Here is a 19,544-nt window from a genome sequence, read left to right on the forward strand (position 1 = left end):
AGTCGCCGTCCGGTAGTTGTGGCATCCCGTTTCGCGCTCACGGCGTAAAACCCCGCACGGCCTCGGCGGCCACCGCACGAAACTGCCGCACAGTCTGCCCCCACCGATAACGCGCGGAGCGCTCCCGCGCAGCCTTCCCCATCAGCACCCGCCGATCGGTCGACAACGTCAAAGCGCACCAGGCCGCCGCGAACGACGACTCCCCCCGAGCCAGCACTCCGGTCTCCCCGTCCACGACGGAATCCCGCAGCCCCGGCACATCGAAGGCGACCGAGGGCGTCTCCCGCACCGCGGCCTCGGTGACGACCAGCCCCCACCCCTCCACGGCAGACGGGTGAAGCAGCAACCAGGCCGCACACAGCAGCCGATGCTTCTCGGCCTCGGAGACATGCCCCGCGAACTCCACACCGGGCCCGGCCATCGCTTCCAGCCGCCCCCGCTCGGGCCCGTCGCCGACGATCACGAGCCGTCCGCCCGTGACCGGACGCACCCGCTCCCAGAGCCGCAGCAGCAGATCGATCCGTTTGTACTCGACGAGTCGGCCCACGGCCACGAACAGCGGCTCGGGCGACCGCTCGGCGCGCGGCCCCGGCTCCTCGACTCCGTTGTGCACGACTCGTATCCGTTCCCGCTCCACACCGATCGCGCGGAGCGCGGTGGCCGTGGAGGAGGAGACCGCGACCACGAGGTTGCGACGCTGCGCGACGGTCAGCGACCAGTGTTCGAGTCTTCGGCCGAGGCGCGCGGCCGGCGCCAGCGGTCCGCCGAACCGCATCTGCCACAGATCCGTGTGCACATGGTTGACCAGGCACATCGTCGGACCCCGGTGCCAGAGCGGCGCGAGGTAGGGCATGCCGTTGCAGACCTCGACGAGGAGGTCGCAGTCGCCGACCTGACGGGCGAAGGCCGACTTGGCGCGCAGATGGTGGCTCAGGTCGCCGCCGGCCGACACGACACGGTAGTCGCGGTAGGCCGCCGGGCCGCCGCACAGCAGGGTGACCTGATGGCCGAGGCTGGTCAGGCCCCCGGCGAGCCGGTCGACGAGGAGCTCGGAGCCCCCCGCCGCCGGATTGCCGAGGTCACGGCGGGCGAGAAAAACGATCCGGCGAGGCTGTGGGGAGCCTGCCGACCGGTGCTGGTCAAGGCGTGGAAACGCCTCGACCAGCGAGAACGGCACGTGCTGGGGCATGGGTGCTCCAACTCGTCTCGGGGTGCGGAACTCAGCGGGGGAGAAGGCAGTTCGCTGTGGGGGATGTTCCGGTTGGAGGGGGTCCGGGTGGGACTTGGGGGTGCTTGGTTTCTTGTAGGTGCTTGTCGGTGAGGTGTGGGTGGGCTGTGCTCGGGTGGGGTGGACAGTTTTCGCCCCGTCGTTCGAAGCTGCTACTCACCGACGTGACAATTTCCGGGGTTTGTTGAACTGACGCCCTGTCACATCGTGATGGGGTCCTGGGACGACTCGGACGTATCGGGGCGCCGCCTGCCGCGCGCGACCAAAACGGCACCTGCCGCAGCGAGGACGAAACCGACCACAGCGGTACCGATCGGCACCGTCCGCCCCACCAGTTGCAGCAGTCCGCTCTCCTTCTCCGCCTGGTCGACCGCGGACTTCTGCGTCGCCGAGGTGAACGCGAGCTTCCGGCTGTCGAGGAGCACCGCCGCGTCCTGGTCCCCGCCCGGCGCCCGCAGCGTCCGGCGCGGCCCGGTCTGGGCGTACAGCACTCGTCCCGTGCTCTGGTCGACGACCAGTTCGAGGCCGTGATTGGCGTACCACTCCTCGGCGAGCACCTGCGGCCGGTTCGGCTCGTCGACGAGGGCGCCGGGGACCATCCGGGTGCCGGTCTTCGTGGCCGGAACCTTCGCCGTGAAGCGCAGTCCCTCATAGCCCCGGACCTTCTTGCGGCCCTCGTAGTGGAGTGTCACCGTCGCGCCGAGCGTGTTGTCCCACCAGCGGTAGGAGCGTTCCTGCACGTCGAAGGGGAACTTCAGGTACGCCTCGCCCTCGATGTACGGCTTCTCGTCGCAGCAGTGCACCGGCCGGTTGGTCTTCCGGTCGCTGACCCAGCGGTGCGGGGTGAAGTCCAGCGCGCCGTGCGGGTCGGCCGCCGGCAGCGACTTCTCCGTGTCGACCGAGGTGATCACGTCCCACACCGCGGCCCCGCTGCGCTCACTTTCGGCCACATCGCCGCGTACCCGCTGGGTCACGGTGATCTTCTGGTCGGGCACGGTCTTCACCTGCTCCACGTCGAAGACGCTGCCCGTGCCGGTGTAGACGGCGGTCGTGTCGATGTCGATCGGATTCACCGCGGCCCGTGGCTCCACGTACCACGCGAGCAGGGGCGCGAGAACCAGCAGAAAGGTCCCGAGACCGAGCAGGACCAGGGAGAACGCGACTGGCGGGTGCGGCCCGAAGGGCCTCGATGAGGGGTGGTGGTCGGGCGACGGGTGGGAAGTACGGCGCATCCGGGCACTCCAGGGGCGTTGGGAGGTGCGACTCGGGTAGGCGTGCGGAGGTCGACACCGAGGAGGGGGATCGTGCGCGTGCGGACGGGGCTGCGGACGGGGCTGCACATGGGGCTGTCGTATGGGCCGGGAACCGTAGGCGGAGTCTTGACGCAGTGTCAATGCATTGCTGACACTGGGCCCGAGTGTTGTGGTGCGGGGTGCCCTGGGTGGGGACGACCTGTCGACCGAGAGGCTGCCCCTGCGATGTCCAGACTGCTCGCCGCCGCGCTGACCATGGTGGCCGCCGCCGCTCTCGCCGTCGGGGCCGCGCTCGGCATCGTCGCGCTGCTCGACGCGACCCCGGACCAGCCGAACAACCCGCTCATCACGTACGAGAACGCCGGCCAGGAGCGCTGAGGGGTGACCGGCAGCCCGGTAACCGTCACCGTGCGCTCCGCCTGGCACGCCGTGCCGCGCCTCCAGGTGCGCGAGTTCGCCGCGATCGCCATGGCCGAGGCCCCCGCCCTCGCCGAGGAGATCCTGCGCGAGATCCGCCGCGAGTACCCGCATCTGCCCGTCGTCCTCGACGACTCCGGTGAGCCGATGGCCCTCATCGGCATCCGCCGCGCGATCGAGGTCTTCGTCCAGCACCTGGAGACCGCCGAGGGCCGGCCGCGCGTCCCTCCCGGTGTCTTCCAGGAGTTCGGCCGCGGCGAGGGCCTGCACGGCCGCAGCCTCGACTCGCTCCAGGCGATCTACCGTCTCGGCGTACGCCTCGCCTGGCGCCGTTTCGCGGAGATCGGCCAGCGCGTGGAGATCCCGCCGCCCGCGATGTACGAACTCGTCGACGCCGGATACGAGTATCTGGACGGCCTGGTGGACCAGTCGGTGCGCGGCTACGCGGAGGCGGCGGCCCGGCAGGCCGGCGAACGGCTGCGACTGCAACGCCGGCTGATGGAACTCCTCCTCGCCGAGCACCACCGGGGCGACCCGGCCGACGCGCTCTCGGAACGGGCCGCCCGGATCGGCTGGCCCCTCCCGGACAAGGTCGCGGTCGGGGTTCTGTTACGCCCCGCCCGCGAGGCCATGGCCCCCGCCGTCGGCCAGGGCGTCCTGCTCGACATGGAGTACGAGCAGCCCCGCATGGTCGTCCCCGAACCGGACGCGGCCGGCCGCCCCGAGCTCCTCCACCGCGCCCTCACCGGCTGGTCCGGCGCGATCGGCCCGCCGGTTCCCCTGGCCGACGCGGCGAAGTCGCTGCGCTGGGCGGAGGCCGCCGTACGCCTGATGGAGCGCAAGCTGCTCCCCGGCGGCGAGGTCCTGCACTGCACCGAGCACACCGAGGCCCTCGTCCTCCTCCAGCCCGAGGAACTGATCGACGACCTCGCCCTGCGCTGCCTCGCCCCCCTGTCCCACTGCGGCCCCACCCACGGCCGCCGCCTCGCCGAAACCCTCCTCGCCTGGCTGGAGACCCGCGGCGGCGCCCCCGAGATCGCCACACGCCTGGGTGTGCACCCGCAAACCGTCCGCTACCGCCTCCGCCAGATCCGCGAACTCTGGGGCGACGAGATCGACGACCCCGACCGGCGCTTCGAACTGGAACTGGTGCTGCGGGCGCAACGGCTGCGGGGCGAACTGGGAGACCCGCGCGGCAGGCGCTGACCGCGCCCCGTAAGGGGCGCGGGGCTGTATCGATATGCGGCTCCGCCGCGTGGGCGCGACCAGCCACGACGAGCCCGCAGTCGCCCGTTTTCCACACCCACCGAGCTCTTGGGCACCCCGCGGCCATTGCCCGCCCGCACCCACTATGACTAGCCTGTGTTCGCTATGCCGATCGACAGTTGAAATTTCGAACACTCGCCGCAGATACCGCAGACAAACGAGGGAGGGGGCCGACCATGGGACGCCTAGTACCTGCCGTGACCCGGGCGCTCGACATATTGGAGCTCTTCCTGGACGGGGACGGCACACTGTCCGCCCCCGACATCGTGCGCCGGCTCCAGCTGCCGCGCACCACCGTGCACGAGCTGGTCACCACACTCGCCGCCCGTGGCTACATCGTCCAGGTACAGGGCCAGCCGGGACGCTACCGCCTCGGCGTCCGCCCCTACCAGCTCGGCAGCCGCTACGCCGAGCAGCTGGACCTCGCCGCCGAGGGCCAGCAGGTCGCCCGGTCCGTCGCCGAGACCTGCGACGAGACGGTGCACGTGGCGATCCTGGAGTACACGGACGTCATCTACATCGCCAAGGTCGACTCCACGCACGCCGTCCGTATGGTCTCCGCCGCGGGCCGCCGCCTCCCGGCGCACTGCACCTCCGTGGGCAAGATGCTCCTCGCCTCCCTTTCCGAGCCCGAGCTGTCCGCCCGGATCCCGGACGACGCCGACCTGATCGGCATGACTCCCAACAGCATCACCGACCCGGCCGCCCTGCGCGAGGCCCTGGCCCGGATCCGTGAGCGGGGTCTCGCCGTGGAGAACCGCGAGTCCAACCCGGACGTCTCCTGCGTCGCCGCCCCGGTCCGCGACCGCACGGGCAAGGTCGTCGCCGCGCTCTCCATCTCCGTCCCCATGATCCGCTGGAGCGACGACCGCCGCATCGAGCTGGAGCAGCTCGCCGCCAAGGGCGCCGCGGAACTGTCCGAGCGCCTCGGCCACCGGAGCGTGGCATGAGCGCGTACACGGGTTACGACGTCGCGGTACGGGAGTACGCGGCCCTCGGTGAGGGCCCCACCTGGGACGCCGACGCGCAGCGCCTGATCTGGATCGACATCCTCGGCTCGCGGGTGCACACGTACGACCCGGCCTCCGGCCGCCGCACGGTCCTCGTCACCGAGCAGCACGTCGGCGCGGCCAAGCCCCGCGTCGGCGGCGGCCTCGTCCTCAACCTCCGGGACGGCGTCGGTCTGCGCGACACGGACGGCGGCTTCCGGTGGCTGCACCACGAGCCGGTGCCCGGCCGCCGCGCCAACGACGCCGCCGTCGCCCCCGACGGCTCCCTCTTCGCCGGCACCATGCGCTACGACGAGGCCCCGGGCGGCGGCACCCTGTCCCGCTTCACCGCCGACGGGCTCGCCGAGACGGTCCTCGACGACGTCGCCGTCAGCAACGGCACCGGCTGGAGCCCGGACGGACGGCTGATGTACTACATCGACTCACCGACCCGCCGCATCGACGTCTTCGACCACGAGACCGGTCAACTGCCGGTCGGCAGGCGCCCATTCGTGACCATCGACGACGGCGACGGCTTCCCCGACGGCCTCACCGTCGACGCCGAGGGCTGTGTCTGGGTCGCCCTGTGGGAGGGCGGCGCCGTCCGCCGCTACACGCCGACCGGCGTCCTGGACCGGGTCATCGACCTTCCCACCCCCCGCCCCACGGCCTGCGCCTTCGCCGGCCCCGACCTCACCGACCTGTACATCACCACAGCCCGCACCGGCACGGAGACCCCTCACCCCCTGTCGGGCTCGCTGCTGGTGGTGCCGGGCGCGGGCAAGGGCTTGCCACAACCGGCATTCGCGGGCTGACCCCTGATTCCTGGGCTGCGGCTGCGGCTGCGGCTGCTCAGCTCATCGCCGCCGCAGCGGCAAGCAACCACGACGGCGATGTCCCGCGGTGCCGAACGGACCGCACGCGGCTCGACCGCCCCCGGCCGAGGCCGAGGCCGACGGTTCAGATCCCGGCGGCCTTGCGCTCCTCCGCCGTCAACGGTGCCCCCTCCAGCCTCGGCTTGAGGGGGCCGACGACCGCCGCGAGCAGGACGCTCGGGGCGAGGAGCACCTCCGGGCCGCGCTCCAGTGACGTCACGTCCGTCAGACGGCGGGCGATGCGGCCGTTGCCGGTGGCGGTGAGGAGCACCCGGTCGACGTACGCGGCCAGGACCCTGTCACGCACAGTCGGCCCGGCCTCCGTCGCGCCCTCGTAGAAGACGTCCTGCCCGGTGGCGAGGTCCCAGGCCACACCCACCGGACGGGCCAGCGCCCGCTGGATCCGCCGGGCCAGACCGGGCGTGCCCCAGCCCCGACGCCGGATCACCTCCCGCAGGGCGACGGCACTCTGCGCGGCGATCGCCATGCCGTGCCCGTACACCGGGTTGTACACGGCGAGCGCGTCACCGACGACGGTGAAGTTCTCCGGCCAGCGGGACATCCGCTCGTAGAACCAACGGCGGTTGGCGGTGGAGCGGGTGAACGCCACATCGCCCAACGGCTCGGCGCCGGCGAGCAGTTCACCGACGATCGGATGCCGCAGCTCCTCCCGGGCGAACCGTACGAAGTCGTCGTTGTCGGGGGAGGGTTCGCCGCCCCGCGTCCCGGACAGGGTGACGATCCACCGGCCGTCCTCGATGGGCAGCAGGAAGGCCGACCGTCCGGGACCCGGCCGCCGCGCGTCGGCCTGCACGGTGACGACCGGGAAGCCCTGCCGGGCCCCCTCGGGCGCCCGGTAGACCCGGCTGGCGTACGCGAGCCCGGAGTCGACCTCCCGCCGCTCCGGTCGCGGCAGCCCGAGCGCCGCGAGCCAGTGGGGCGCTCGGGAGGAACGGCCGGTGGCGTCGACGACGAGACCCGCCTCGAGCGTGCGGTCGGTGCCGTCCTCGTGGCGGACCCGCACCCCGGTCACGGCGGCGCCGGTGCCGACCAGCCCCAGCACCTCGGTGCGCTCCACCAGCTCGACCCGGTCGTCGGCCAGGACCGCCGCGCGGACCGTCGCGTCGAGCAGATCCCGGCCGGCCAGCAGGTTGTGGTGGGACACGGGCCACCGCCGGCACCAGCCCCGGGACGACAGGATCACCATGTCCGTGGTGACCGCCTGGCGGTGTGCCCCGGCCGCCAGCAGCCGCCCGGTGGTGCCCGGCAGCAGGTCCTCCACCGCCTGGACGCCGCCCGACCACAGCATGTGGGCGTGGCGTGCCTGCGGCAGGTTCCGGCGCGGACCGGGACCCTCGGGCAGCGTGTCCCGCTCGACGACGGTGACCCGGTCCGCGAACCCGGCCAGCGCACGCGCCGCGAGCATCCCGGCGAGGGAACCGCCGAGCACGACGGCGGACCGGACGGGTGGCCGGACCGACCGCAACGGCCGCTCGGCGGTGGGGCGTTCACTCATACGCGGGCACACTGCTCTCTGCTGGGGAGGCGGCCGCGAGCGCGCGCACCGCCTCGATCTCGACGGGCCGGCGAAGCACCACGGACACGGCCTCGATGTCCTGGAGCAGGTCGGTGGGGTCGGCGGAGACCGTGAACTCCGGGAAGACCGTACGGTCGGGCGGGGCCGAGGGATCCGGGAAGGCGGCACGGTCCGGCGGGGCCGACGGGTCCGGGAAGGCCGAACGGTCCGGCGCGGGCCGTCGTACGCATGTCGACGGGTCCGGGAAGGCCGTAGGACCTGGCGCGCCCGCCAGGTCACCCAGGCCCGCCGCGAGGCCCGGGAAGACGAGCGGACCGGACACGAGCGTGGGCGGCGTACCGCCGTCGGGTGCCCGCTTCCGCGCGGCCACCGCGTCCCGGATCGTCACGGCGGCGGCGAGGGCCTTCGCCCGGCCGGGCTCGTGACCGAGATCCAGGGCGGCGTCGTACGCGCGGCGGCGCAGGTCCTCGTCGAGGTGACGGGTCAGCCGGAGCAGGGCGTCGCGGATGAACGTCTCGCGGCGGGTGAGGCGCAATTCCGGGGTGGCGCGCAGCGCGAAGGGGACACGGGAGCCGTCGACCGTCCGGGTCAGCAGATACAGGGGCCGCAGCCGCCGGTGGCTCTCCCGCACCCGCCAGCGGTCGTGCAGGTACTGGCCGCCGTGCGGCAGGATGAAGCCGACCGCGATGAAGATGGCCGCCACCGCGACGACCGGCGGCGCCACATGCGTGCTCAGCCAGTCCAGGTCGTGCCCCGCCCAGCGGGCCACCAGCGCCGTGAGCTTCGAGGCGTCGTACACCAGGTTGAGCGCGTAGCCGATGCTCAGTGCCTTCAGGCCGCCGCGCAGCCACAGGTCGAGGCCGTCGGCGCGGACCCAGTTGCGGATCAGCCGGTAGGTGAGCAGGCAGGCCACGGTGTGCGCGACGAGGTAGAGCAGGATCTCCTCGCGCATGAAGGGCGTGGTGGCGTAGTACGTGTCCAGGTCGCGCAGCCGCTCGCGGGGGACGTCCGCCAGCGCGAACAGCACCCACAGGCCGACGATCACCGCCGCGTACACGGCGACGACCCGGCGCATGGTGCGGCGGGTCGCCGGGGAGCGGGCGGCCGGGCCGTCGCGCCAGGCGACGATCAGCAGCAGACAGCACGCGCAGAACGCGGTGACGAGGGAGTACACCCAGGGCGCGGCGACGTTCGGCACGCCCACGGTCCGGTTGGTCCACGCGATCACCGACGGCACCGCGAACACGAACACACAGCAGGCGAGCAGCAGCAGCCCGCCGACCGCCCGCAGCAGCGCGTCCCGCCACAGCTTCACGATGCTGGGCAGCTTGATCACCAGGGCGGCGGTCAGTACGGCCGTGGGGATCCAGAACGAGATGTACAGCTCGCCGAAGAAGTCGGCGGGGCTCAGGGCCCCGGTCGTCGTCGCGGGCACGGCGGTCGTCCCCCTATCTCCGGTGCCTGCGGTAGCCCAGGGACGCCTGGATGGCCTGCCCGACGGGGTCGGTCGGATCGGCCGGATCGGCCGGCCCGCTCTGCCCGGTGTCCACCCAGGAACGGAAGGCGGTGGCGAGCCGGTGCCCGAAGTCCTCGGCCTCCTGCTCGTCGGACTCGTGCGAGCCGTAGCGGGCCGCTATGGGGGTGCCGCCCGGGCCGAGCGCCGCCGAGAGCTCGGGGGAGAGCGGCGGCAACGCGGACGCGCCGCCGCCCGGCTCACCGGACAGCGCGAGCGCGGCGGCGTCCGCGCCCGGCAGATGGTGATGACAGTGCCCCGCGTGCATGTGCCACAACTCATGGCCGAGGATGACCAGTTGCTGCACGGTCTCGGCGCGCTCCTCGACGATCACCAGGTCGAAGTCCGGGAACTCCATCCACAGCCCCGTCACCCCGATCCCGTCCGGAAACCGCTCGAACCGCAGCTCCACCGGCCGCCCGCCACGCCGCGCACTCATCTCCGTACACAGCGCCGCGCCCAACTCCCGTACGCCGACAGGCGCGCCCAACCTCCCCCGCACCGCCTTGCTGAGCCCGGCCGTCAACTTCCGCATCTCGGCGGCGGACCGGGAGGGCAGCAGCGCGGCCCGAACCCTGCCGACAGCTCGGCGCAGGGCCGAGGTCCCCATGACCCGGGCGGCGCGTCCGGCGTGGGCGTCGGCCGCGTTTTTGGCGTGGGGGTCCGCTGTCGTTCTGGTGTGGGGGTCCGCTGTAGTTCCGGCGTGGGGGTCCGCTGTCGTTCTGGTGTGGGGGTCCGCTGCAGTCCCGGCGTGGCCGTCCGTCGCACTCCCGGCGACGCGGCCGTCAGCCGTGCCTTCGCCAGTACCCAGGCCCGTGCCTTCGCCAGTACCCAGGCCCGTGCCTTCGCCCGTACCCAGGCCCGTGCCCTCGCCACGGCTCATCGCCGGGCCTCCTCGTCGTCGACGCCGAGCAGCCCTTCGAGCATGACGGCGAGGGCCTCCTGCTTGCGACGGGTCAGCCGATGGCCGCGCAGCGCGAGCGTGACGACCCCGTGCCGGGTGGCGAACTCGACCAGCGGCCCGTCGTCCGTGTCGCCCTCAAGTCCCGCGAGTACGGGGTGGAGTTCGCGGTTCAGGACGGTGGCGGCCGGGTCGGTGAAGAACCGGACGCCCTCCTCGATCCCGAAGAACCCGGCGAGTTCGGTCAGATCGGGCACGTTCGGCATCTTTTTGCCGAGCAGCAGTTGCCGGGCCCACTCGGGGCTGATCGCGAGCCGCGCCGCGACCTCCTTGCCGACCTCACCGGCCCGCTTCCCGCTCCGCGCGACATACGCCTCGTGCAGCGCCCGTACCCGCCCCCGCACCCGGTCGTCGACCCGGTCGGCCGACGCCTCACCCCCGTCCAGCAGCACCCGCACCTCGTCCTCGCCGAGGGCGGTACGTTCCGCCAGCGTCCGCACGTCGAGGAGCAGACCCCGATCGGCACCGGTCTCCGCGATACGGGCGTCGAGTCGCGTCAGGGTCTCGGCAAGGCTGTCGGGCAGGGCGGGCACGGGGCCGACCCTACGTGGCCGGAGGCGTCGGTTCTACGGGAATCCAACGATCGTTGAACTTCTACGAACGATCGTTGCGTGCAGCGGCCCCCAGGGGCGCGGGGAACCGCGCGACAAGCCACATGCGGCCCGCACCCGCCCGACCAGCGTCTCCGGCGGACGAACAGGCGCCCGGCCCCCGGGCACACCGCCCCGTTGACTCGCCCTCACTTCGACCATAGCGTCCCGTCCGGCTCAACGATCACCATCCGGAATATCGAACACTGAAGGGCGACCCCATGACCCGCACCGCCCGCTTCACCCTCGACCCCGCTTTCACGGTCGGCGAGGTCAATCCTCGACTCTTCGGCTCGTTCGTCGAGCACCTCGGCCGCTGCGTCTACACCGGGGTCTACGAACCGGACCACCCCGCCGCCGACGAGGCGGGCCTGCGCACCGATGTGCTGGACCTGGTCCGGGAGTTGGGCGTCACCACCATCCGCTACCCCGGCGGCAACTTCGTCTCCGGCTACAAGTGGGAGGACTCCGTAGGCCCCGTCGAGGACCGCCCCCGCCGCCTCGACCTCGCCTGGCGCTCCACCGAGACCAACCGCTTCGGCCTCTCCGAGTACATCGCCTTCCTGAAGAAGGTCGGCCCCCAAGCCGAGCCCATGATGGCCCTCAACCTCGGCACGCGCGGTGTCGCCGAGGCCCTCGAACTCCAGGAGTACGCCAACCACCCCGCCGGAACGGCCCTGTCCGAGAAGCGCATCGCCGACGGCGACAAGGACCCCTTCGGCATCAACCTCTGGTGCCTCGGCAACGAGATGGACGGCCCCTGGCAGACCGGCCACAAGACGGCGACGGAGTACGGCCGTATCGCCGCCGAGACCGCCCGCGCGATGCGCCAGATCGACCCGGACGTCGAACTCGTCGCCTGCGGCTCCTCCAGCCAGTCCATGCCGACCTTCGCCGAGTGGGAGGCGACGGTCCTGGCGGAGACGTACGACCTCGTCGACTACATCTCCCTGCACGCCTACTACTGGCCCACCGACGGCGACCACGACTCCTTCCTCGCCTCCGCCGTCGACATGGAGTCCTTCATCGAGAACGTGGTCGCCACCGCCGACCACGTGGGCGCGAAGCTCAAGTCCAAGAAGAGGATCAACCTCTCCTTCGACGAGTGGAACGTCTGGTACCTCCAGGAGTGGGAGGACTCGGCGAAGGCCGACCCGCTGAACTGGCCGGAGGCGCCACGGCTGCTGGAGGACAAGTACAGCGTCATGGACGCGGTCGTCTTCGGCTCCCTGCTGATCGCCCTGCTCCGCCACGCCGACCGCGTCACCGTCGCCTGCCTCGCCCAGCTCGTCAACGTCATCGCCCCGATCATGACCGAGCCGGGCGGACCGGCCTGGCGCCAGACGACCTTCTTCCCGTTCGCCCAGGCCTCGAAGTACGGGCGGGGACAGGTTCTCGACGTACGGGTGGACTCACCGACGTACGAGACGAAGAAGTACGGCGAGGCGGACCTGCTGCACGCGACGGCGGTCCGGGCCGAGGACGGGTCGGTGACGGTCTTCGCGGTCAACCGGGATCGTACGGAAGCGCTGCCGCTGGAAGTCGCGCTGAACGGGCTGGAGTTGACCCAGGTCGTCGAGCACAGCGTGCTGGCCGACGCGGACCCGGACGCACGGAACACCCTGGACGATCCTGAGCGGGTCGCTCCGCGGGTGGTCGAGGGGGCCGCGCTTCGGGATGGTGTGCTGAGCGTGGTGCTTGAGCCGCTGTCGTGGAATGTGATCCGGCTCGGCTGAGAGCTCGGGACCGGCTGTCCGCTGCCGGGTGCGGGTCGTTCGTGGTTGCTCGCGCCCATGCGGCGGAGCCGCATATCGATACAGCCCCGCGCCCCTGACGGGGCGCGGGTCCTCTGGGACGTCGGAGTGGTCGAAGTGGTCGACAATGTTGGCCATGAGGATCTCTGCGCGGGCGGATTACGCGGTACGAGCGGTGCTGGAAGTGGCCGTACGGCAGGACAGCGGGCCGGTGAAGGCGGAGGTCATCGCGACCGTGCAGGAGATCCCGCACAAGTTCCTTGAGGGGATTCTCGGGGACCTGAGGCGGGCCGGCCTCGTCACCAGTCGGCGGGGTGGCAGCGGCGGGTACCAACTGGCACGTGAACCGGCCGCCATCACCGTCGCCGATGTCATCCGGGCCGTGGACGGTCCCATCGTGTCGGTGCGCGGCGAACGTCCCACCGGCCTGACCTACACCGGGTCCGCCGAACCGTTGCTGCCGTTGTGGATCGCGCTGCGGGCCAACGTGCGCCGCATCCTGGAGGGCGTCACCGTGGCGGACATCGCCGCGGGCACCCTCCCCGAGCCGGTGAAGGAGCTGGCGGCGGAGCCGGCGGCCTGGGAGAACCCGTAGGCGCGGCGGGCAGCTGCACAGGATCGTTACCTCGTCCTAAGTCTTTCCTCAGTTCCACCCCGTACCGTGGCCGCTCGGTCAATTCCTACTTAACCGGTGGGAAAGACCGGGAAGTGTAGCCACGAAAGTCGCGACGGAACGACGCGACGGAACGACGCGACGGAAGACGGGACGGAAGAAGAATGCGGACGCTGGTAGTGCTCGCGCTGGCGGGCCTGGGGGCCCAACTCGTGGACGGCAGCCTGGGCATGGCCTACGGCGTGACCTCGACGACGCTGCTGCTCGCGATGGGCACCAACCCGGCCGCCGCCTCGGCCACGGTGCACCTGGCGGAGATCGGCACGACCCTGATGTCGGGCGCCTCGCACTGGCGGTTCGGGAACGTGGACTGGAAGGTCGTCGCCAGGATCGGCGTACCGGGCGCGGTGGGCGCGTTCCTCGGCGCCACGGTCCTGTCGTCGCTGTCCACCGAGGTCGCCGGACCCGTGATGTCGCTGATCCTGCTGGGCCTCGGCCTCTACGTCCTGTCCCGCTTCACCCTGCGCGGCCTGCCCAAGGACCGCCTCGGCCAGCCGCTGCGGAGGCGGTTCCTGTCGCCGCTGGGCCTGGTCGCCGGCTTCCTCGACGCGACCGGCGGGGGCGGCTGGGGCCCGGTGGGCACCCCCGCTCTCCTCGCCAGCGGCCGTATGGAGCCTCGTAAGGTCATCGGGTCGATCGACACGAGCGAGTTCCTCGTCGCGGTCTCCGCGAGCCTGGGCTTCCTCCTCTCCCTCGGCTCCCAGGGCCTCGACTGGGCCTGGGTCGCCGCTTTCCTCCTCGGCGGCCTGATCGCCGCGCCCATCGCCGCCTGGCTGGTCCGCCTGGTCCCGCCGAGGGTGCTGGGCTCGGCGGTGGGCGGCGTCATCGTCGCGACGAACGTCCGCACGCTGCTCAAGAGCGACTGGATCGCGGCGTCGAGTTCCGTGAGCACGGTCGTTTACGTCGCGGTGTACGCGCTGTGGGCGGCGGCCCTGACGTACTCGATCCGAGAGCACCTGAAGGAAAAGGCCGCCACCCCCGCGCCCGTAAGGGACGCGGGGAACGGCGCGACCAGCCACGACGAGCCCGCACTCGCCGAACCGGCCGCCACACACAACGGCTGATGCTCCGCCCCGACGGGTGACCATGGACCAACGGAACGGATACAGGGCCAACGGGACTCGTACACGGGACTCGTACACGGGACTCGTACAGGGTCGGCGAGCGTGCGGTCAGAACCAGTGCAGGCAGTGCGGGGGACGGTCGGCGCGGAAGAGGGCGTCGGCGAGGGTGGCCGCGCCCGGGTGGTGGGCCCGGATGTGTCCGGCACGCACGAGCGTGCTCGGGGCGGTGCCGCCGAGGTAGATCGAGCCCAGGTCGCGTATGTCCAGGGACAGGTCGGGCTCCCGGTCTGTCGGGACGCAGTCGGCCTTGCCGTCCTGGACGGCCAGCAGGTAGCGGCCGTGTTCGCCGAGGAACGGGTCGTCGACGTCGAGGACGAGTTCGCCGTCCGTGAACCAGCCACGTGCGGTCAGCGCCTGCGGGACGTCAAGGAGCCGTACGTAGAGCCAGTCCATCTCGTCGCTCACCTGGCCGGCGCGGAAGTCCGCGAGCTGCCAGCGCAGCGGGTGCTCGGGCGGGACGTGCTTGAACACGACCTGAGTGACCAGGTCGTGTCCGAGTACGAACCGGGCCAGGGCCGTGAAGACGGCGTCGTCGGTGGCGATGGTCTCGTCGACCGTCAAGGTGCTGGGGTCATCGATCGAGTAGCTGGCGTACCCGTCCGGGACGCCGTCGGCGTCCCGGTGGACGGCGATGTAGCGCGGTGCCGGCGAGATCGGGGGCTGCCCCGCGCGCAGGGCCCACCAGCGGTGCGGCCGGGACAGCGCGCCGGGCTGGGCGCGGCGATACCGGTCGTACACCGCTTCCAGGATCTCGCCGCACTCGGCACGCCGCAGCACCTCGACCGAGCCGTTGTCCGAGCCGTTGTCCGAGTCGTTGTCCGAGCCGGCCGCTGGGGCGCCCGCGACGCCCGCCGCGGTGCGGGCCCGGGGAACGGCGAGGGCGGCCCGGTGGCGCGGCACCGTCAGCTGCTGCGTGTAGGTCGCGGGTCCGTAGCCGAACCTGCCGTAGATCGGGGCCTCGGAGGCCAGCAGCACGGAGAGGAATTCTCCCCGGGCCCGCAACTCGGTGAGCTGGTGCCGCATCATCGTGCTGAGCACGCCTCGGCGCCGGTGGGAGGGCAGGACGCCGACGGCGGTCACCCCGGAGGCCGGGACGAGGGTCTCACCGGGCAGGGTGAGTTCGAAAGGGTGCGCGGCGGCGGTGCCGACGGGCCGCCCGTCCGCCGTCAGGGCGAGCAGGCACCGGTCCATTTCGAGCGCCGACCACCAGAGCCCGCCGCCCTCGACCGGGGTCTCCGGGAAGCGCCCGAACGCGGCATGGACTGTGTCGACGAAAACGTCGAGATCCTTGTCGGTCGCGGAACGGATCTCCATCGCAGCCGCTGCCTCCTCGAGATACCGGCACCACGACTCGTGGCGTCCCGCCACAGTGCAGCGTCGACCCGTGACCCGGTCAAACGAATTACGACTCAGCCCGGTCCCGGACCGGCGCCGGGGCTGAGTGCGGTGGTCGGCTCGGCGGCGGTCCTGAGCGAGGCGTCAGGCTGTGACGGGCAGTGAGCGTCCGCCCCGGCGGATGCCCTTCCCACTGCGGCTGCGGCTGCGGCTGCTGCTGCGGATGGGGATGCGGCTGCGGGCGCGCTCGCGGCGTTGGGCGGCCAGCACGTCGGGGCGTCGGGCGTTGGCGTTGCGCCAACGCTCCTTCACCCGCTGGTCGATCCGCAAGCTCGCCGACCCTGTCCAGCACTAGGGCGCGTACTTGGTTGTGATCAATAGGCGGTGCTCGGGCCGGATAAGGTGCCCCCGAAGTCAGGCATGAGGGGGATCGCGTTGGAGCGACGGAAGGTGATCGGGATCGGGATCGGGGCGGGGCTGGCGGCCCTACCCGCCTGGTGGGCCCTGCGTCAGGTGGCGAACGGGACCAAGGAGGACTGGCACACCGACACCGCACCGCTGCAGCGGGCGTTCCCGCTGCTGGGCCCGCTCACCGACGCCAAGTGGGTGAGCAGCCGGGACAACGACCGGGGCATACCGTCGCCGGAGCTGGTGATTTCGGGCTTCGCCCGGCTGACACCGGGGAAGCTTGCCGAGCTGACGGCGGCCCATGCCTTCGTTTCCGAGGGGCCGGCCGATGACTTCTCCTCGTGGTTCGAGAAGCCGCTCAAGGGCGAGGGGCCGGAGAACCCGCAGTGGGTCCGGTCGCACGAGCTCGACCGCGACGGCAGCGGCTACTCCACCAACCTGTGGTTCGACCGTCGCAGCGACACCGTCCGCTTCTGGGCACTCAACCCGTACGGCTAGGCGCGTATCGTAGTTGGGCACTCTCGACCACTCTGCCGTCGGCCCAGATATCGGCGACGACGTCCATCAGCGCCGGGACCTGGCCGGGGCCGTAGGGGCGGATCACCACGTCAGCACGGGTGCTCGGGATGCTCACCGTCTCCTCCTCAACCGGTGTTGGCGATGGTTCGGTACTCCTCCAGCCAGTCGGCGACCGCGGGTACCCGGGAGTGCCGCTGGAGCGCGCTCTCCACGTTGCGCAACTGCTGGAGTCGGCGGTCTCGGAACGCACCCTGGACGAGTATTGGTGGCTTCGGTCCCTCAACCGCTCTGGTTCCGAGCCGCCCACTCGTGGTCGAGCATCGCGTGGACGATGGAGTCCCGCCACGCTCCGCCCTTGCGGATGTGCTCGCGAATCCGGCCTTCCTCGACCATCCCGGCCCGCGCCATCGTTCTGGCGGAGGCCTCGTTGGCGGGGGAACGAGCGCCCCAGACGCGGTGGAGGTTCAGTTCCTCGAAGCCGAGGCCGAGCAGCAACCGCACAGTCTCGACTCCATAGCCTCGCCCCCAAGAGGCTGGGCGCAGGGCGAAACCCATGGTCGCTCCGCTGGGTTGATGCGGGTCCAGGGCCAGCCGACCGAAGCCGACGAGCGTGTCCGTGTCACGTTCGACCACGGCGACGACGTACTCCCTGCGGTCCCTGGCGGTACCTGCCTCGATGGAACGGCTCACGATCTGGCGCACCTCATCCCGCGTGCGCGGTTCGAAGGACAGATGCTCGGTCGCCTGCTCGCTGCCGTAGATCGCGAACACGGCCTCCGCATCCTCAGACCGCAGTTCGCGTACTTCCAGACGCTTGCTCACGCGATGGACCGGATACATGCCACGGACTCTACTGGGACCCGTCAGCACATCAGGGCCGGCCTGTGCGGCGGATACAGGGCGATCTCCTCGCGCAGGTCGCGGGCGACGGCGGCGGTACGGAGGGACTCCCGGCTCAGTGCCACCCGCACTCGCTGCGCGGAGACGACAATGCCCCTGTTGCGTCGGCGGGGAGGCAGGTCGAGAACGGGACGGATGGCGTCGGCCGCTCCGTCCAGGTCGTTGGCGTGGAGCCGGATCAGAGCGAGATTGCACTGTGCGCCCGCCTGGTCTCCGAACGCCCAATGCGGCGCATCGGGATCGCTGAAGACCTCGACGGCCTGCTCCGCCTGGTTCGCGGTACGCGCGTCGCCATGGCCGAGCAGGACGTGCGATTCCACGGCGTAGTAGAGCTGCTTCTCCGGGCGGAAGGTCAGCAGGCCGCCCAGGTTGTCGACGTCGTCCGGCACCGTGTGCTCCCGCAGCCGCTCGGCCCGTTCGCTCGCTGCGAGCACGGCTTCCGCGTCTCCCAGCAGTGCAGCCGCCCGTGCCTCCAAACTGGCGAGCCATACGCTCGTCGTACCCCGCAGGCCGGGGTGTTCGGCGGCCCCCTTCCGCGCGTAGTACAGGGCGTCATCCGCGTTGCCCGACCAGTAGGTGATGAGCGACTTCAACCCGTCGGTCAACGCGATCAGCACGGGGTGCTCGGCCTGCTGAGCGCACACACCCGCTGCGCGGGCCTGCGTCAACGCGGTCGACGCGTCCCCCATGTCATGACTGGCCTTCGCCATGAACCACGACAGCAACGTGGCCATGATGTGCAACTGCCGCAACTGCGAAGGCCTCGACCGGCCGCCTTCGATGTGCCGGAACACCTCGTCCTGGGCGGACACGAGATCGTCGAACACGTCCGTCAGCGGCACCCGCGGGTACCGCTCGGCGATGCTGCGCACCTCGTCCTGCAAGAAGCCGATGGTCTCCTCGCCCAACTGTCCCCGTTCCGCTCCCATGGCAAAGTCCCGTGCACGCCGTGCTGCCATTTCAGCGCCCTTTCTCATGTCGCGCAGTTCCGCGTCCGATGTCGTGTGGTCTTCCGTACGTGACGCCTCGGCAGAGGCGGACAGAGCGTTTTCACCAGGGCCCCACAGTCGTTCGAAGCTGCAGCCGAACAAGGCCACGAGTACGCGCCGTGCATCTCGGTTCGGCTTTCGCTGGTTGTAGTACCAGGCCTCGAAGGTGCTGGCTGCCGGGGTGCAGGTCGCCAGATCCGGGTCCTGATCGGTTTCCGACAGCCTCTGTGCGGCCTCTCGAAAGCGGGGAATGAACGCCCTGGGGTCCTTCCACTCCCGTTGGTCGACCAAATAGCGGAACAACGTGGTCATGGCGTCCTCCCCGCACGGCTCCGTGCTGCGTCACCGCCGCACGACGGTGGAGCGGTCGTGTCTTCAAACTGCCCTGCGCAGGGGGTGGTTATCGCAGCAGACAAAGTTCCGATGGAAGAGCGATGGAACGGCGCTGTCCATTGCCTCCAGCCGATGGGATTCCGGTGCCGATGCGGGGGTGGAGACGCAAGCGCCCGCCTGACCACACTCAGAGGGCGGCTACAGAGCGTGCCCGACCGGTCACGCGCAAGTGCTGACACGGCCCCGGGGAATGGCCGATCTGACTAGGAGACCGACAATGCACCTTGTATTACGAGCACTCGCATGGGTGAGGGCGATGCTCTTCGGCCGACCCGAATCCAGCCGCACGGCTTGGGCTACGGAGCCGGAACCTGCCCAGAGGCCGCCCGCACCCAACCTCTCTCCCGAGATGTGGGCCGCGATCCTCGCGAGCGCCCGTCGCCGCAGAGCCCCACGCCGCTGGCCCGCCAGCGTCCTACCCGCCATCAGCGCGGACGACATCACCAGCACCCTCGTCGGCACCTACCTTTTGCTGCCCGAGGGGCGTCAACGTGCACTGATCGCAGCTCGGTTGGTCGAGGAGGCATGCTGATGACCGACGTACAGAACGGTTCCACCGCACCCCGCACCGAGATCCCCATGCTGCGCGCCTACCGGCTGTGGTTCGAGCACACCCGCAAGTGCAGCGTCGGCTGCAAGGGCACTCCCAAGGCACAGGACGGTTGCGAGGACGGCCGCCAATTGTGGGGCTCATACCGCCTCGCGCGCATCGGAAAGGCGACGCCATGAGCTGGACCATCGAACGTCCACCAGGCCGCCCTGTACGCCGCACTGACGACAACCGCCTCGCCGTACCGCTCCGCCTGTCCCTCACCGACGG

General features: G+C 71.1%; 20 protein-coding genes. 10 read left to right on the forward strand and 10 right to left on the reverse strand.

Annotated elements, in window-relative coordinates; genetic code table 11:
* Positions 1-37 precede the first annotated feature (37 nt).
* Together JIX56_RS32455 and JIX56_RS32460 are read right to left on the reverse strand one after the other, a co-directional pair.
* The gene (locus tag JIX56_RS32455; RefSeq protein WP_257545820.1) at positions 38-1,189 is read right to left on the reverse strand and encodes a glycosyltransferase family 4 protein; all 1,152 of its coding nucleotides are present in this window, start codon (positions 1,187-1,189) and stop codon (positions 38-40) included.
* A gap of 239 nt (positions 1,190-1,428) precedes the next feature.
* A complete protein-coding gene (locus JIX56_RS32460; RefSeq protein WP_257545821.1) occupies positions 1,429-2,460 on the reverse strand; it encodes a DUF3068 domain-containing protein in 1,032 nt (343 codons plus the stop codon).
* A gap of 246 nt (positions 2,461-2,706) precedes the next feature.
* Here JIX56_RS32460 and JIX56_RS32465 point away from each other — a divergent pair, with 246 nt between their 5' ends.
* The 4 genes from JIX56_RS32465 (at position 2,707) to JIX56_RS32480 (ending at position 5,968) form a co-directional block, all read left to right on the forward strand.
* Complete coding sequence (locus tag JIX56_RS32465; RefSeq protein WP_257545823.1) at positions 2,707-2,859, forward strand: hypothetical protein; 153 nt, start codon at positions 2,707-2,709, stop codon at positions 2,857-2,859.
* Positions 2,860-2,862: 3 nt separating this feature from the next.
* A complete protein-coding gene (locus JIX56_RS32470; RefSeq protein ID WP_257545825.1) occupies positions 2,863-4,104 on the forward strand; it encodes a helix-turn-helix domain-containing protein in 1,242 nt (413 codons plus the stop codon).
* A 236-nt stretch (positions 4,105-4,340) separates the two neighbouring features.
* Positions 4,341-5,114, forward strand: a complete 774-nt coding sequence (locus tag JIX56_RS32475) for an IclR family transcriptional regulator (RefSeq protein ID WP_257545827.1) — start codon at positions 4,341-4,343, stop codon at positions 5,112-5,114.
* Positions 5,111-5,968 (forward strand): SMP-30/gluconolactonase/LRE family protein, encoded by an 858-nt coding sequence (locus tag JIX56_RS32480; protein WP_257545829.1) that lies wholly within the window; start codon positions 5,111-5,113, stop codon positions 5,966-5,968. The genes JIX56_RS32475 and JIX56_RS32480 overlap by 4 nt, the downstream gene beginning before the upstream one ends.
* A gap of 145 nt (positions 5,969-6,113) precedes the next feature.
* On the opposite strand, the gene JIX56_RS32485 is transcribed toward JIX56_RS32480, so the two are convergent.
* The 4 genes from JIX56_RS32485 to JIX56_RS32500 form a co-directional block, all read right to left on the reverse strand.
* A complete protein-coding gene (locus tag JIX56_RS32485) occupies positions 6,114-7,454 on the reverse strand; it encodes an NAD(P)/FAD-dependent oxidoreductase (protein WP_257551261.1) in 1,341 nt (446 codons plus the stop codon).
* A gap of 82 nt (positions 7,455-7,536) precedes the next feature.
* Positions 7,537-9,000, reverse strand: coding sequence for an MAB_1171c family putative transporter (locus JIX56_RS32490; protein ID WP_257545831.1), 1,464 nt, complete (start codon positions 8,998-9,000; stop codon positions 7,537-7,539).
* Positions 9,001-9,013: 13 nt separating this feature from the next.
* Positions 9,014-9,688 carry a toxin-antitoxin system, toxin component gene (locus JIX56_RS32495; RefSeq protein WP_257545833.1) on the reverse strand — a complete coding sequence of 225 codons (675 nt, stop codon included), beginning with the start codon at positions 9,686-9,688 and terminating at the stop codon, positions 9,014-9,016.
* Between the two features lie 269 nt (positions 9,689-9,957).
* Positions 9,958-10,572 carry a transcriptional regulator gene (locus JIX56_RS32500; RefSeq protein ID WP_257545835.1) on the reverse strand — a complete coding sequence of 205 codons (615 nt, stop codon included), beginning with the start codon at positions 10,570-10,572 and terminating at the stop codon, positions 9,958-9,960.
* 278 nt (positions 10,573-10,850) lie between these two features.
* Between JIX56_RS32500 and arfA the strand changes: the two genes are divergently transcribed.
* The 3 genes from arfA (at position 10,851) to JIX56_RS32515 (ending at position 14,120) form a co-directional block, all read left to right on the forward strand.
* The gene (arfA, locus tag JIX56_RS32505; protein ID WP_257545837.1) at positions 10,851-12,365 is read left to right on the forward strand and encodes an arabinosylfuranosidase ArfA; all 1,515 of its coding nucleotides are present in this window, start codon (positions 10,851-10,853) and stop codon (positions 12,363-12,365) included.
* Positions 12,366-12,519: 154 nt separating this feature from the next.
* Positions 12,520-12,978 carry an RrF2 family transcriptional regulator gene (locus JIX56_RS32510; RefSeq protein ID WP_257545839.1) on the forward strand — a complete coding sequence of 153 codons (459 nt, stop codon included), beginning with the start codon at positions 12,520-12,522 and terminating at the stop codon, positions 12,976-12,978.
* Positions 12,979-13,160: 182 nt separating this feature from the next.
* Complete coding sequence (locus JIX56_RS32515) at positions 13,161-14,120, forward strand: sulfite exporter TauE/SafE family protein (RefSeq protein WP_257545841.1); 960 nt, start codon at positions 13,161-13,163, stop codon at positions 14,118-14,120.
* Between the two features lie 108 nt (positions 14,121-14,228).
* On the opposite strand, the gene JIX56_RS32520 is transcribed toward JIX56_RS32515, so the two are convergent.
* Positions 14,229-15,494: a GNAT family N-acetyltransferase gene (locus tag JIX56_RS32520; protein WP_257545842.1), complete on the reverse strand. Its 1,266-nt coding sequence runs from the start codon at positions 15,492-15,494 to the stop codon at positions 14,229-14,231.
* A gap of 202 nt (positions 15,495-15,696) precedes the next feature.
* Here JIX56_RS32520 and JIX56_RS32525 point away from each other — a divergent pair, with 202 nt between their 5' ends.
* Positions 15,697-15,870, forward strand: coding sequence for a hypothetical protein (locus tag JIX56_RS32525; RefSeq protein ID WP_257551570.1), 174 nt, complete (start codon positions 15,697-15,699; stop codon positions 15,868-15,870).
* Between the two features lie 95 nt (positions 15,871-15,965).
* A complete protein-coding gene (locus JIX56_RS32530; protein ID WP_257545844.1) occupies positions 15,966-16,421 on the forward strand; it encodes a hypothetical protein in 456 nt (151 codons plus the stop codon).
* Here JIX56_RS32530 and JIX56_RS32535 read toward each other — a convergent pair.
* The 3 genes from JIX56_RS32535 to JIX56_RS32545 all read right to left on the reverse strand — a co-directional run bounded on the left by JIX56_RS32535 (position 16,405) and on the right by JIX56_RS32545 (position 18,643).
* Entirely contained in the window at positions 16,405-16,557 is a 153-nt protein-coding gene (locus tag JIX56_RS32535) for a hypothetical protein (RefSeq protein WP_257545846.1), read from the reverse strand. The two genes, JIX56_RS32530 and JIX56_RS32535, sit on opposite strands and share 17 nt — an antisense overlap.
* Positions 16,558-16,721: 164 nt before the next feature.
* Positions 16,722-17,282, reverse strand: coding sequence for a GNAT family N-acetyltransferase (locus tag JIX56_RS32540; protein WP_257545848.1), 561 nt, complete (start codon positions 17,280-17,282; stop codon positions 16,722-16,724).
* A gap of 23 nt (positions 17,283-17,305) precedes the next feature.
* Positions 17,306-18,643 (reverse strand): hypothetical protein, encoded by a 1,338-nt coding sequence (locus JIX56_RS32545; RefSeq protein ID WP_257545849.1) that lies wholly within the window; start codon positions 18,641-18,643, stop codon positions 17,306-17,308.
* A gap of 612 nt (positions 18,644-19,255) precedes the next feature.
* Here JIX56_RS32545 and JIX56_RS32550 point away from each other — a divergent pair.
* Positions 19,256-19,453 (forward strand): hypothetical protein, encoded by a 198-nt coding sequence (locus JIX56_RS32550; protein ID WP_257545851.1) that lies wholly within the window; start codon positions 19,256-19,258, stop codon positions 19,451-19,453.
* Positions 19,454-19,544: the final 91 nt, after the last annotated feature.

Origin of the sequence: Streptomyces sp. CA-210063, from assembly GCF_024612015.1 — a bacterium.
In the GTDB taxonomy this organism is placed as follows: domain Bacteria; phylum Actinomycetota; class Actinomycetes; order Streptomycetales; family Streptomycetaceae; genus Streptomyces.